This window comes from Rhizobium etli CFN 42 (genome assembly GCF_000092045.1).
Lineage (GTDB): Bacteria > Pseudomonadota > Alphaproteobacteria > Rhizobiales > Rhizobiaceae > Rhizobium > Rhizobium etli.
In genome coordinates this window covers 2,919,821-2,934,077 of sequence record NC_007761.1, presented here as the reverse complement: position 1 = coordinate 2,934,077, position 14,257 = coordinate 2,919,821, and the positions used below count along the sequence as shown (strand labels likewise).

Below are 14,257 nucleotides of genomic sequence, written 5' to 3'. Positions count from 1 at the left end.
ACCGCCGCTGCAATCGTTCATATTGGTCTCCACTCAACCCAATTCCACCTTGCAGCGACCTTTCGGGATAGCGCAAAGGCGAGTGACAATGAGTGAAACGCGGCGGAAGCTGACGACGATCTTCTGTGCTGACGTGCAAGACTATACACGGCTGATGGGGGCCGACGAGGAGGGGACGCTTGCGACGCTGAAGCGCTGCCGCGACGCGATGGCACATTTGATCGAGAGCCACGGCGGCCGCGTCGTCAATACCTGGGGCGACGGACTGATCGCCGAGTTTCCGAGCGTCGTCGAAGCGGTGCGTGCGGCCGTCGATACCCAGAACGAACTCGCCGGTTTCAATGCCGGCCGCCCGAGCAATGGACGCATGCTCTTCCGCATCGGCATCAATCTCGGCGACGTGATCGTCGAAGGTGACGACATTTATGGCGACGGCGTCAATATTGCCGCGCGGCTGCAGACGTCGGCTTCGCCCGGCGGCATCGTCATTTCGAGTACCGTCTACGACCAGGTGCGCAACAAGGTGGCGGTTGGTTTCGAGTTTCTCGGGCCGCTGACGGTGAAGAACGTCGACGAGGGCGTGCCGAGCTATGCGGTCAAGATCGGCGACGGAGGCGACGAGGCGCAGCCTGCGGAACGTCCCGCTTCCGTTCGGCCCCAGCCGGCGGCCCAGGTCATGGCCGAGGCAAGACCGGCTGCCGGCTACGGCCGAAGGCTGTTCAGCGTGCTCGGCGTCATCGCCGCTGTAGTCGTCGGCATCAATCTCCTCACATGGCACGCAGTTTTCTGGGCTCGCTTTCCGCTGCTTGCGCTCATCGTCATTGCAGCGCTTGCCTGGAATCGTGACCAGGCGCGTTTTGACCGCAGGATGGTGACACTCGCGATCACGGCGCTCGGCATTATCGGCATCAATGCTCTCACCTGGAATGGGACCTTCTGGGCGGTTTGGCCGATACTCGGGATCGCAACGATGATCGGCCTGCGATGGGCGATACGCCGATAGATTTCCGCACCTCATTTTTCATGGGTTTTGAGCGATCTCCGTCCGGAAACCGGCAGCATGGAAGACCTTTGCGAGCTCCATTCAAGCAAAAGTGAGCGGGCGGGTTATTTCCATTCTTCGCTGATATTACAAATCGGTAATGCCGGCCGCTTATGCTTGTCGGTAAGCTGTAAACGCGCGATATTGTCGCATGGGAAGCTTGATCCCGTAGCGCCTCTTTCGACCGACCCTGGTCCAACCTCGAGTCCCTCCGGAGACGTGAATGGCCTTTTGGAAGCAGTTTATACTTTCGCTCATCGTCATCATTGCCGGTTTTGCCGCGTGGGTTTTCTTTGCGCCCGGCGCCGGCGATAAGATGCGCGATGCAGGCATTCCGGATCGCCTCGTTTCCATGATCGCGCCAAAAGCTCCTCAAACAGCCGATGCCGGTGCTTCCGCCGGGGCGCAGGGGCAACGGGGCCAAGGGCAGGGACAGGGTCAAAACCGCCGCGGCGGCGGGCGCAACAGCGCCATTCTTGTCGCGACGGAAGCCGTCGTCCAGGGCGTCGTCAACGACCGGCTGAATGCCATCGGTACAGGCGATGCGATCCGTTCCGTCGCGGTGACGCCGCAGGCGTCGGGGACAATCCGCGAAATCCTCATCAAATCAGGCGACAGGGTGAAGGCCGGGCAGGTTCTCGCCAAGCTCGACAGCGAGGAGCAGGTGATCGCCCGCGGCCAGGCGGATGTGGCGGTGAAAGCTGCGGTCGAGAAGTCCAATCTCTATCACAACATCAAGTCCAGCGTGTCGCGCATGGACGTTTTCGATTCCGAGATCGCCGAGCAGGGCGCGCGGCTGCAGCTGCAGGCCGCCGAGCTCAATCTCGCCCGGCGCAACATCACGGCCCCGATCGACGGCATCGTCGGCATCGTGCCGGTCAATATCGGCGATAATGTCACGACGACCACGCCGATCGTCACGCTGGACGACCGTTCGGAAATCCTTGTCGATTTCTGGGTGCCGGAGCGTTTTTCGAATACGGTCGAGGTCGGCCAGCCGGTGGAAGCGATGTCGGTGGCCAAGCCGGGGCAGGTGTTTTCGGGCGTGATCGAGGCGGTCGACAACCGCATCGATGCGGCAAGCCGCACGCTGCGCTTGCGCGCCCGCATCGACAACTCTTCCGACGAGCTGCGCGCCGGCATGTCCTTCAGCGTCAGCATGAAATTCCCCGGCGACAAATATCCGGCGGTCGATCCGCAGTCCGTGCAGTGGGATTCGCAAGGGTCCTTCGTGTGGCAGGTGACCGACGACAAGTCGCACAAGGTGCGGGTGAGCATCGTGCAGCGCAATCCCGACTTCATTCTCGTCAACGCCGATCTCAAGGACGGCGACAAGATCGTGACGCAGGGCCTGCAGCGCGTGCGTGAGGGAGGGGCGGTGCGCGTCACTGCCGATGTTGCAGCGAACGGGGAGGTCGCGACCCAATGAGCGTGACCGAACTGCCTCAGGACCGAGCGTCGGGCAAGCAGAGCTTCACCGCGCTTTTCGTCCGCCGGCCGATCCTGGCGCTGGTGTTCAACACGCTGATGGTTGTCGCCGGCCTAGCAGCCTATGTCGGTGTCGAGGTGCGAGAGCTGCCTGATGTCGATCGTCCCGTCGTTACCGTGCGCACCACTTTCGACGGCGCTTCTCCGCAGACGATCGACCAGGAACTCACCAAGGTGATCGAAGGCGCGGTCGCCCGGGTCAGCGGCCTGAAATCGATCTCGTCGACCTCTTCCTTCGGCCAGAGCCGGGTGACGCTGGAATTTACCGATGCGATCGATCTCGCGGTCGCCGCCAACGACGTGCGCGACGCGATCGGCCGCATCACCCAGAATCTGCCCGACGAGGCCGATGCGCCGCAGATCGTCAAAGCGGATTCAGATTCTTCGGCGATCATGCGCCTTGCCGTCACCTCCACCAAGCTGAACATGGACGATCTGACGCAGCTCGTCGAGAACGAGGTGATCGATCGTCTGGCCTCCGTCGATGGTGTCGCCGACGTAGAGGAATATGGCGACCAGGAAAAGGTCTTCCGCGTCGATGTCGATCAGGGGGCGCTCGCCAGCCGCGGGCTCACCATCGGCGACTTGACCAAGGCGCTCGACAATGCCGCGCTCGACGTGCCGGCAGGTTCGCTGAAAAGCACGACGCAGGACATTGTCGTGCGCGCCACCGCCAACCTGCAGACGCCGGCGGATTTCTCCAAGGTCATTTTGCAGGACCGCGTCCGCCTCGGCGACGTCGCGACCGTAACGCTCGGACCCCGAGACGGCGATACGGCGCTACGCTCGAACGGCAAGCCCGGCATCGGCCTCGGCATCATCCGTCAGGCGCAGTCGAACACGCTGAACATCTCGACCGGCATCAAGGCCGCCGTCGAGCAGCTGTCGAAGACGCTGCCCGAGGGAACGACGATCGCCATCACCAGCGATGACGCCGTCTTCATCCAAGGCGCGATCCATGAGGTGGTGCTGGCGCTGGCGCTTGCGGCCGTCATCGTCACCGCCGTCATCTATCTCTTCCTGCGCGACTGGCGGGCGACGCTGATTCCGGCGGTCAGCATGCCGGTGGCGCTGATCGGGACATTGGCTGCGATATATATGGTCGGCTTCTCGATCAACATTCTGACGCTGCTCGCCATCGTGCTGGCCACCGGCCTCGTCGTCGACGACGCGATCGTGGTGCTCGAAAACATCGTGCGCCGGCGCGCCGAGGGCATGGGACCGCGCGCGGCCGCCGTGCTCGGCACACGCGAGGTGTTCTTCGCCGTCATCGCCACGACGGCGACTCTGGCGGCCGTCTTCATCCCACTTTCCTTCCTCCCGGGGCAGGTCGGCGGCCTCTTCCGCGAGTTCGGCTTCGTGCTCGCTTTCTCGGTCGGGCTGTCATCGATCGTGGCGCTGACGCTGTGCCCAATGCTCGCCTCGCGCATGCTGACGAAGCCGATGATCGAGGATCACGGCGCACTCGGCCGCGTCGGCGGGGCTTTTGCCAACCTCTACAAATGGGCGCTGCACGGCTGCCTCAACGCACCTTTCGTCATCATCCTTTTCTCGGTGATGTTTGCCGGTGCGGCATTGATCGCCTTCTCGACGGTCAAGAGCGAGCTGACGCCGGAGGAGGACCGGTCGCTGGTGATGATGCGGCTGACGACGCCGCAGGGATCGAGCCTCGAATATACCCGCGACAAGATGCAGCTCGTCGAGGAATATTTGCAGCCGCTGGTCGACAGCGGCGACATCCGCAATGTCTTTTCGATCTCCGGGCAGGGCGGTTCTTTGAACAGCGGCTTCATGGTGCTGACGCTCGCCCCCTGGGGAGAGCGGCATCGGACACAGGCGGAGATCGTCGGCGACATCAACCAGGCGGCGGCGAAGGTGCCGGCGCTGCGTGGCAACGCCATCTCGTCCAACAGCCTGCGCATTCGCGGCGCCGGCAGCGGTGTGCAGATGGCGCTTGTTGGTAACGATCACCAGGCGCTGACGGCAGCGGCCGCCAAGCTGGTGCAGGCGCTCGACGCCACCGGCCAATATGATACGCCGCGCCTGACCAACGAACCCAGCCAGGCGCAGGTATCGGTGGCGATCGACCGCGAGCGCGCCTCGGATCTCGGCATCGACATTACCGGGCTCTCGACGGCGATCCAGTCGCTGCTCGAAGGGCGCTCGGTGGTCGACGTCTTCGTCGACGGCGAATCCTATCCCGTGCTTTTGACCTCGACGACACGGCCGATCGACGATCCCACGGATCTCGAAAACGTCTTCCTGAAGACCGGCGACGGCAAGATTGTGCCGATGTCGGTCATCGCGTCGATGAAGGAAGGTTCGGTCGCCCCGCAGCTGAACCGCGAGCAGCAGCTCGCCTCGGTCGCCATCACCGCCGGTCTCAGGAACGGCATGTCGCTCGGCGATGCCGTCAAACAGGTGACGGAACTTGCCGAGCCGCTGCTGCCGCCCGGCGCACGCCTGCTGCCGCTCGCGGAAGCCGCGACGCTGGAAGAGAATTCGAGCGGCATGGCGCTGACCTTCGGTTTTGCCATCATCATCATCTTCTTGGTGCTCGCCGCCCAGTTCGAAAGCGTGCTCTCCTCGCTGATCATCATGTCGACGGTGCCGCTCGGCCTTGCCTGCGCCGTCTTCGCGCTCATCATCACGGGCTCAAGTCTCAATATCTACAGCCAGATCGGCCTCGTGCTGCTCGTCGGCGTCATGGCCAAAAACGGTATCCTGATCGTCGAATTCGCCAACCAGCTGCGCGATCGCGGTGAGGACGTGCGGTCCTCGATCGAGAAGGCCTGCGCGCTGCGCCTTCGCCCCGTCATGATGACGATGATCGCCACCATCCTCGGTGGCGTGCCGCTTGTCTTTGCCCATGGCGCAGGTGCGGAAGCGCGCGTGGCACTCGGCTGGGTAATCGTCGGCGGTCTCGGTTTCGCGACGCTGGTGACATTGTTCATCACGCCGGTCGCCTATCTGCTGCTTGCCCGCTTCGCCAAGCCGCACGCCCATGAGGAAGCACGCCTTCACGAGGAGATGGCGGTCGCCACCCGTGGGCGCGCAGCACCCGACGAGGAACAGCTGCAAGCTGCCGAATGAGCTTAGATCCCGACCGAAACACCCCGCAAAGTTCCCATTGGCGGGGTTTCTATGGTGTATCAAGTCTTGCGGAACAAGATAAATTTCGTCTGACGTTTAGCCGTTTATTAAGCATAAGCGGCAATGATCGTGATCAGGAACCGACTGGTCTTCTCCGTTTCTCGAAGGCCGCAATGCGCTGGATCCAGCGACCCCGGACATGAGTGTCTGCGTGGATGGTTCATTCGTAGTCCAGTTGCGTTCTGTTGCGTTTTTTGGAGTTTAGTTCCCGTGAGTATTTATCAGCGCGTCTCCGTTGATGCGGCGCTCCATGTGCTGCGCGATATCAATCGCAATATGACGGTCACGCAAAACCACATCACGACGGGCATGCGTGTCGCCAAAGCGGCCGACAACGCCGTCTATTGGTCGATCGCCACTACCGCGCGCACCGACAATAAGGCCATTTCGGCGATCCAGGACGCGCTCGGCATGGCGGCTGCGACGATGGGCACGGCCTATACCGGTGTGCAGAACGTCATCGACGTCGTCTCGGAGATCAAGGCCAAGCTTGTCGCCGCCACCGAGAACGGGGTCGACAAGAACAAGATCAACGAAGAACTCAAGCAGCTGCAGGAGCAGCTGCGCAGCGTTTCGGAATCGGCGACCTTCAACAGCGACAACTGGGTGATCCTCAACAATGATGCGACGCCGACGCAGCCGCGCCAGATTCCGGCGTCCTTCATCCGCAATTCCGACGGCACGGTCTCCATCGGCATGCTGAGCTACCATATCGACAATACGCCTGTCGGGGCCACGAGCTCCAAGGATGCGCGCTATCTGATCGACGACCGCGCCACCGGCTCGGGCGAATACGGCGTGCTGACCTCGGCCTATTTCGCCACCGAGCTTGGGACCGCGCAGAACTACGTGCTGATGACCAGCAAAAATGGCACCACCGCCGGCCAGGTCGTCATTTCGCTGTCGGCCGCGACGACGCAAGGGCAGATCGGTGAGATGATCAGTGTCGTCGATGCCGCGCTGACGCAGTTGACGACGGTCGGTTCGGCCTTCGGCGCGCTGGAAAAACGAATCGAGCTGCAGAACGACTTCGCCACCCAGCTGCACGACAACATCACCGCCGGCATCGGCCGGCTCGTCGATGCCGATATGGAGGAGGAGTCGAGCAGGCTCAGGGCGCTGCAGACGCAGCAGCAGCTCGGCCTGCAATCGCTGAACATCGCCAACGCAACTTACGATACGGTCAGACAGCTGTTCCAGAATTTCTAAGGGGGCGACCACCCAGTCATCCGCCCCCGATCTTCGAGGCTCCGCCCTGCGGCTGCGCGCCTCGGCCACTGTCCACGTGGTCGAGCCTGCCCTTAAAACTGGTGATATCAGCGCATTGCTGCAACATGGCTGCTGTTTCGGCGCCCGAAATTCGCCTATCTAGAGAACATCTTCATTTTCTTGCCGTAATCCTTGCCATTTGCTCGCATCAGTTTTGAACGGAGACTGTCCTGTCCATGATCAAGAAATTCGTACTTCTGGCTGTCGCAGCAAGCTATCTCAGCGCCTGCACGACGACCGATCCCTATACGGGTGAGCAGAAGGTTTCCAATACAGCGGGCGGTGCTGCGCTCGGCGCGCTCGGCGGTGCCCTCGTCGGCGTGGCCGTCGGCGGCGGCGGGCATGGCAAGCGCAACGCGGCGCTGATCGGCGCCGGTATCGGCGCCCTGGCCGGCGGCGCGATCGGCAACTACATGGACCAGCAGGAAGCCGAGCTTCGCGCTCAGCTCGAAGGCACCGGTATTTCGGTGACCCGCAATGGCGACAACATCATCCTCAACATGCCCTCGAACATCACCTTCGATGTCGACCAGGATGCCGTGAAGCCGGGCTTTTATCCGACGCTGAATTCGGTGGCGATCGTGCTGCGCAAGTTCAACCGCACGCTGATCGACGTCAACGGCCATACGGATTCGACAGGCAGCCTGCAGCATAACCAGGACCTGTCGCAGCGCCGCGCGCTTTCGGTTGCCGACTATCTCGGCGGCCAGGGCATCGACCAGCGCCGCGTCTCCGCCGTCGGCTTCGGCCCGTCCCAGCCCGTCGCCTCCAACGCCTCCGAGGCCGGCCGCGCGCAGAACCGCCGCGTCGAAATCCAGATCGCGCCGATCACGCAGGGCTGAGCAGGCGCTCTTTCAGACAACAGAAGGCCGGGCCATCGCCTGGCATTCTTCGTTTCTGCCGATTCCATCAATGCTGCATCGTCGCACCCTTGGTGATCTTGTCGACGATCTTCTTGTCGGCGCGCAGTGCGATGCCGACGACCTTGGCGTCGCCGGGGGCATATTCGGCGAAGACGGCGCGGTTGGCGGCATCATGGCCGGTGGCAAACATCTCCTCGATGAAGATAGAGGGGGTTACCTCGCGCTCCAGCGCGCGGCGATGGATGGTCGAGATTGTCGCTTCGTCGGCGGACAGCACGATAATTGGCTGGATCGACAGCGGGTTGTAGAGATTGCCGGCGCGGTCCTTGTAGGGCTCGCCGATGATTTCGGGATACTGCCCGGCGATGCCTGTCGACAGGAAGGCTGTGACGTTCAGCTTCTGCCAGCCGGCAAGATTGTTTCGCAGGACGATGGCAATTTTGGTATCAAACATTCCAGTCTCTCTCATCAGGGTATCGAAACGCGTTGAGCCAGGTTTTAACGCCGCAGGTCTTCGAAGGTCTTGAACGTTTGTGCGAGCCGCAGGGGGGCACGCTGGCCGCGCCCGCCGGTAGCGGCATCCTGACTGCGCCCGCCTTTCCCGGCATCGAACGGATCGAGGCGCAATTTTCCGGTAATGTCTTCCAACCGCACCGGCACGATACCTATGCGCTCGGCGTGACCCTGCACGGCGTCCAGACCTTCACCTATCGCGGCGAGCGGCGCTTCAGCCTGCCGGGGCAGGTGATTGTTTTGCATCCGGACGAGGAGCACGACGGCGGGGCGGCGACGGAGGCCGGGCTGCACTACCGCATGCTCTACCTGGAGCCTTCGCTGCTGATGGAATGCCTGGAGGCGGAGAAGATCGGGCTTCCCTTCGTCGAGGAGCCGGTCATCGGCGACGGGGCCTTGGCGAAGGTGCTTCTGGGAGCGCTCGGCGAACTCGATCGGCAGCTGGACGAGCTTTTCGTCGACGATTTCGTCAGCCGCGTTGCCGGCGGCCTGTCGCGGCATTCGCAGGTGCGCCGCCGGCCACTGGGCGCGGTCGCCTGGCAGCAGGTGCGGGCAGCGCGCGATTACCTGGAGGCGCATGCGCTGCGGCCTGTGCGCTCGGGCGAACTGGAGAAAATCACCGGCCTCGACCGCTTCACCTTGTCACGACATTTCCGCGCGGCCCTTGCCACCAGCCCGCACCGTTACATGCTGATGCGGCGCCTGCAGCAGGCGAAGGCGCTGATGGACGAAGGCGAAAATTTCGCCGATGTGGCGGCTGCGACGGGCTTTGCCGACCAGGCGCATTTCAACCGTCACTTCAAGAAAGCCTACGGCATCACACCCGGGCAGTGGACAATGCTTAGGCGGGGTTTTCCGCAAGGCCGGAACGGCGCGCGACAAAGCGGGCAAGCGCCGGCCCGATCAGCAGAATAACCAGGAAACGGCCGGTCTGCATCGCCATGACGAAAGGCACGTCGACGTCGCTTGAGGCAGCGATGATGGCAACGGAATCGGCGCCACCGGGGCTGGTGGCGAGATAGGCCGTCAGCGGATCGATGCCGGCAAAGATGTGAAGGGCCGCCGCCATGCAGCCGCAAAGCGCCATCAGCAGCACGATGCAGGCGGCGACGCGCGGCAGGGCGCGCGCCACATGGCTGATGATCGCGCGGGTGAAGCGCAGGCCGATGCTCCAGCCGACGAGCGTATAGGCAATGGCAAGCAGCCACATCGGCAGCTCGATCTTCAGGAGGCCCACGCCCTGCAGGAACGCACCGAGGAAGAGCGGCACGATGATCATGCCGCCCTGGATGCGCAGGAGGCGCACGCCATAGGCGCAAAAGCCGGCAAAGGCGATGGTCGCCGCAAAGGCGGGCCAGTCGACTGCGGGGAAGAGGACGAGCGGCGGCGGCTCGCCGCCGTCGGTCGCCACCCAGAGGCGCGAGATCACCGAAGCGCCGACAGCGACGAAGACGACGCGCAGATATTGCATGAAGGCGACGAGGCGGGCATCGGCGCCATAGGCTTCCGACATGATGACCATGGCGGAGGCCGCACCCGGCGACGAGCCCCAGACAGCGGTCGTTCCCGGCAGCACCTGCCAGCGCGTCAGGAGCCAGCCGAGGCCAGTGGCAATGGCGATTCACCGAGAAGACGAACAGCAGGAAGAGCGGCGCGTCCTTTGCCATGGCGCCGAGGATATCAGGGGTGATGGTGCGCGCCATCATCAGACCGACGAGAACCTGACCGAACTGCAGCGGCTGAAGCGGCACGCGAAGCTTTCCCTTGCCGACGGTCAGCGCCAGCATGATGGCGGCAACCATCGGTCCGATTAGCAGCGAGGCGGGTAGGGCAAAGAGTTCGAGAAAGACGGTGAGGGCCGTGGAAAGCGTGAGCAGCAGCGCCCATTTCGGCAGGCCGGCATCCCGCAGCAGGCGGCGTGCGTGGCTGAGTGGCATGAATCCTCATATTTTTCCCGGCCGGCGCCAAGTCCTGAGGGTGAAGGTGGGAGGAGGTCCGGCATGACGAAGAGAGGCCGGCTCAAAGGCCGGTCGGCGCGGCCTCGGTATAGGCGGGGGCTGTGACGGCGGTCAATTGCGAAATCTGGCTTCTAGGCGATACAGCATGTGAATTTGAATCAAGCCGCCGCCGCAAGTCCTTGTTATCTCGTCAGAGTCGAACATGTTTTACGAGGAAATCGAGCAGGGCGCGCACTCGGCCCGGCAGCGGTCCGCCCTGGCCCATATAGACGGCATAGAATTCCTCGATATCGCCGGGATTGGCCGCTTCCAGCACCGGCACCAAGTGGCCGGCATCGATATCGGCGCGTACGGTGAAGGCTGCCAGCCGTGCAAGACCGGCGCCAGAGAGCGCGAGATGGCGCATGGCTTCGCCGTCTCCAACCTGCACGCCCGGCGTGATCGGCACCGTTACCGTTTCGCCGTCCTCGCGCAGCGGCCAGCCCTCCACGGCGCGGGCGTAGGAAAAGCCGATGCGGCAATGGCGGCTGAGATCGGCGACGCTGCGCGGTTCGCCATGACGGCTGATATAATCGGGCGAAGCGACGATGAGCTTGCCGGTGGCGCCAAGCTTGCGGGCGATCAGGCTGGAGTTCTTCAAAGGGCCGGTGCGGATCGCAACGTCCGCGCGCTCTTCCATCAGATCGACGATCCTGTCGGTGTGGGTGATATCGAGCGTGACGGCGGAATGAAGCGCCATGAAGGCGGGTACGAGTGGCGCCAGCACATGATTGCCGAAGGAGCCGCTGGTGTTGATGCGGATGCGGCCCGACGCCTGTTCGCCGGATGATGCCTGGCGTTCGGCCTCGGCGATATCGGCAAGGATGGCGATGCTGCGCTCATAGAAGGCGCAGCCCTCCGGCGTCAGTTGCAGCTTGCGGGTCGAGCGGTTGACGAGGCGGGCGCCGAGACGCGCCTCCAGCCGAGCGACGAGCTTGCTGACGGCCGACGGTGTCATGCGCCGCGCCGTGGCGGCTGCGGAAAAGCCGCCGCGCTCGACGACGCTGACGAAGACCTCCATTTCGCCCGAGCGGTTGATGTCCTGACGGCTCATGATGAATTCAAGTCACAGATGATGTTCTACTTGGCAATCTATATCAACGGAAAGGCCGGGTCTATCTCCGAGGAAACACAGGAGACAAATCGATGGAGTACAGAAATCTCGGCGCATCCGGCCTCAGAGTGCCGGTTTTAAGCTTCGGCGCGGGCACGTTCGGCGGCAGCGGACCGCTGTTCGGCGCCTGGGGCAATACCGATGCCGAAGAGGCCCGGCGGCTCGTCGACATCTGCCTCGAAGCCGGCGTCAATCTCTTCGATACGGCCGATGTCTATTCGGCCGGCGCTTCCGAGGAGGTGCTCGGCCAGGCGATCCGCGGCCAGCGGGATGCCGTGCTGATCTCGACCAAGACCGCATTGCCGATGGGCGAGGGACCGCAGGCCTGGGGCACCTCGCGGGCGCGGCTGATCCGCGCGACCGATGATGCTCTGCGCCGGCTCGGCACCGACTATATCGACCTCCTGCAGCTCCACGCCTTCGATGCCTCGACCCCGGTCGAGGAGGTGCTGTCGACGCTCGACGGCCTCGTCGCCGCAGGCAAGATCCGTTATGTCGCCGTCTCGAATTTTGCCGGTTGGGAGCTGATGAAGTCGCTCGCCGCGGCCGAGCGCTCCGGCTATCCGCGTTATGTCGCTCATCAGGTTTATTATTCGCTGGCGGGGCGCGACTATGAATGGGAGCTGATGCCACTCGGCGCCGACCAGGGCGTCGGCGCGCTCGTCTGGAGTCCGCTCGCCTGGGGGCGGCTCACCGGCAAGATCCGCCGCGGTGAGCCGCTTCCGGCCGCAAGCCGCTTGCACGAGACGGCCCAATACGGCCCACCTGTCGACGACGAGAGGCTGTTCAACATCGTCGAGGTGCTGGATTCGATCGCAGCGGAGACCGGCAAGACGGTGCCGCAGATCGCGATAAACTGGCTGCTCGGCCGGCCGACGGTATCAAGCGTCATCATGGGCGCCCGCAACGAAGATCAGCTCAGGCAGAACCTTGCCGCGGCCGACTGGAGCCTGTCGAAAGATCAGATCGAAAGGCTCGACGCGGTCAGCGCGGTGACGGCGCCTTATCCGTATTTCCCTTATCGACGGCAGCAGGGTTTTGCGCTCCTCAATCCACCGATCGTCTGAGGCTGCCGCGGCAGGCCTGTCCATGGCCCCTGGTCTACAACAAAGGGGGAGCGAAATCTTTTCCCAATCTTAACTGGACAGCCGCTTTGACTTGCCCCATACCCAGCCTGCTGCATATCTCCTTAAATCGGAATCGATGTAAGACGAAATTATGCAGCAATTTTAAAGTTCTACAGCGTCCATGTACGTCGGAACGGACGTGCGGCGCAGTAATCTGCGGGACGCGGTTTCGTTTACGCGGAATGGCAGGGAGATCAAAGGGATGGCGCTGAAGGACGCAAGGGCCGGGATACGCAACGAAGCGGGGATATCCGCCGTGCTCGGCATTCTCAAACAGAGCTTCGGCGAGCGCTTTCAGACCGGCCGGTCCTTCCGTGAACAGCATGCCCACACGACGACCTATATCCCGTCGCAATTGCCCGACGGCGTACTCTTTGCCGAAAACGCCGACGATGTGAAGATGGCGGTCAGGGCCTGTGCGGCGCACAGGGTGCCGGTGATCGGTTTCGGCACCGGCTCCTCGCTGGAAGGTCAGGTCAATGCCGTCAATGGCGGTATTTCGATCGATTTCAGCCGTATGAACCGGGTGCTTGAGGTCAATCCGGAGGATCTCGACTGCACGGTCGAACCCGGGATCACCCGCGAGGCCCTGAACATCCACCTGCGCGATACCGGCCTGTTCTTCCCGATCGATCCTGGCGCCAATGCCTCGATCGGCGGCATGGCGTCGACGCGGGCCTCCGGCACTAATGCCGTGCGCTATGGCACGATGAAGGACAATGTACTTGCCGTTACGGCAGTCACCGCCAATGGTGAGGAGATCCGCACGGCGCGGCGTGCCCGCAAGTCGTCGGCCGGCTATGACCTGACGCGGCTCTTTGTCGGCGCCGAAGGCACGCTCGGCATATTGACTTCGGTGACGCTGCGCCTGCAGGCGATTCCGCAAAAGATAGCCGGCGGCGTCTGCGCCTTTCCGAGCATCAAGGCGGCCTGTGATGCCGTCATCATGACGATCCAGATGGGCATTCCGGTGGCGCGTATCGAGCTGCTCGACGCTGTGCAGATGCGGGCGTGCAACGCCTACTCAGGGCTGTCTTATGCCGAAAGCCCGACGCTTTTCCTCGAATTCCACGGCACAGACGAGACCGTGCCGCTGCAATCGGCAGCCTTCGCTGAGATCGCGGCTGAATGTGGCGGGGGCGAGTTTCTTTGGACCGTAAATGCCGAGGAGCGGACGAAGCTCTGGAAGGCGCGTCATGACGCCTACTGGTCCGCCAGGGCGCTGGCGCCGGGGCTTGCCGCACTTTCGACCGATGTTTGTGTTCCGATATCGAGGCTTGCCGATTGCGTTTCCGAAACGCAGGCCGATATCGAGGAACATGGGCTGCTCGGCCCTATCGTCGGCCATGCCGGCGACGGGAACTTCCATGTGCTGCTGCTGTTCGACGATAAAAGCGCCGGAGACATCGCCAGGGCCGAGGGCTTCGTTGAGCGGCTCAACCGCAGGGCACTCGATATGGACGGAACATGCACCGGCGAGCACGGGATCGGACAAGGCAAGATGGCCTTTCTGGAGCAGGAGCTCGGGGGTTCGGTGGATCTGATGCGACAGGTGAAGCAGGCGCTCGATCCGGACGGTATCTTCAATCCCGGCAAGATTTTCCACTAAGGCTGAAAAACGGAATATTCTCATGAACTTGGGCCTTGCCCATCGCATGAATAGCGCTAGTGTCGACAACAGAACCCTGAAC

The 14,257-nt window shown here is 62.9% G+C and carries 10 protein-coding genes and 1 pseudogene; 8 read left to right on the top strand and 3 right to left on the bottom strand.

Annotation, left to right across the window (positions count from 1 at the left end; all coding sequences use genetic code 11):
* Positions 1–88: 88 nt before the first annotated feature.
* From RHE_RS14395 to RHE_RS14375, 5 genes are all read left to right on the top strand, one after another.
* Complete coding sequence (locus RHE_RS14395; RefSeq protein WP_011426059.1) at positions 89–1,003, top strand: adenylate/guanylate cyclase domain-containing protein; 915 nt, start codon at positions 89–91, stop codon at positions 1,001–1,003.
* Positions 1,004–1,265: 262 nt separating this feature from the next.
* Positions 1,266–2,471: an efflux RND transporter periplasmic adaptor subunit gene (locus tag RHE_RS14390; protein WP_011426058.1), complete on the top strand. Its 1,206-nt coding sequence runs from the start codon at positions 1,266–1,268 to the stop codon at positions 2,469–2,471.
* On the top strand, positions 2,468–5,623 hold the full coding sequence (locus tag RHE_RS14385; protein ID WP_011426057.1) for an efflux RND transporter permease subunit: 3,156 nt from the start codon (positions 2,468–2,470) through the stop codon (positions 5,621–5,623). Before RHE_RS14390 ends, RHE_RS14385 begins: the two co-directional genes overlap by 4 nt.
* A gap of 270 nt (positions 5,624–5,893) precedes the next feature.
* Positions 5,894–6,892 (top strand): flagellin N-terminal helical domain-containing protein, encoded by a 999-nt coding sequence (locus tag RHE_RS14380; RefSeq protein WP_011426056.1) that lies wholly within the window; start codon positions 5,894–5,896, stop codon positions 6,890–6,892.
* A gap of 236 nt (positions 6,893–7,128) precedes the next feature.
* A complete protein-coding gene (locus RHE_RS14375) occupies positions 7,129–7,794 on the top strand; it encodes an OmpA family protein (RefSeq protein ID WP_011426055.1) in 666 nt (221 codons plus the stop codon).
* A 67-nt stretch (positions 7,795–7,861) separates the two neighbouring features.
* Here RHE_RS14375 and RHE_RS14370 read toward each other — a convergent pair whose 3' ends face one another.
* On the bottom strand, positions 7,862–8,269 hold the full coding sequence (locus RHE_RS14370) for a DUF2000 family protein (protein ID WP_011426054.1): 408 nt from the start codon (positions 8,267–8,269) through the stop codon (positions 7,862–7,864).
* Between the two features lie 32 nt (positions 8,270–8,301).
* Between RHE_RS14370 and RHE_RS14365 the strand changes: the two genes are divergently transcribed.
* Positions 8,302–9,243: an AraC family transcriptional regulator gene (locus RHE_RS14365; RefSeq protein ID WP_011426053.1), complete on the top strand. Its 942-nt coding sequence runs from the start codon at positions 8,302–8,304 to the stop codon at positions 9,241–9,243.
* On the opposite strand, the pseudogene RHE_RS14360 reads toward RHE_RS14365, so the two are convergent.
* Both RHE_RS14360 and RHE_RS14355 read right to left on the bottom strand, forming a co-directional pair.
* A pseudogene (locus tag RHE_RS14360) lies at positions 9,170–10,265 on the bottom strand (AbrB family transcriptional regulator). The gene RHE_RS14365 and the pseudogene RHE_RS14360 overlap by 74 nt on opposite strands.
* A gap of 211 nt (positions 10,266–10,476) precedes the next feature.
* Complete coding sequence (locus RHE_RS14355; RefSeq protein WP_011426052.1) at positions 10,477–11,379, bottom strand: LysR family transcriptional regulator; 903 nt, start codon at positions 11,377–11,379, stop codon at positions 10,477–10,479.
* 92 nt (positions 11,380–11,471) lie between these two features.
* Here RHE_RS14355 and RHE_RS14350 point away from each other — a divergent pair, with 92 nt between their 5' ends.
* Both RHE_RS14350 and RHE_RS14345 read left to right on the top strand, forming a co-directional pair.
* Positions 11,472–12,506 (top strand): aldo/keto reductase, encoded by a 1,035-nt coding sequence (locus RHE_RS14350; protein ID WP_011426051.1) that lies wholly within the window; start codon positions 11,472–11,474, stop codon positions 12,504–12,506.
* 262 nt (positions 12,507–12,768) lie between these two features.
* Positions 12,769–14,175, top strand: coding sequence for an FAD-binding oxidoreductase (locus RHE_RS14345; RefSeq protein ID WP_011426050.1), 1,407 nt, complete (start codon positions 12,769–12,771; stop codon positions 14,173–14,175).
* Positions 14,176–14,257: the final 82 nt, after the last annotated feature.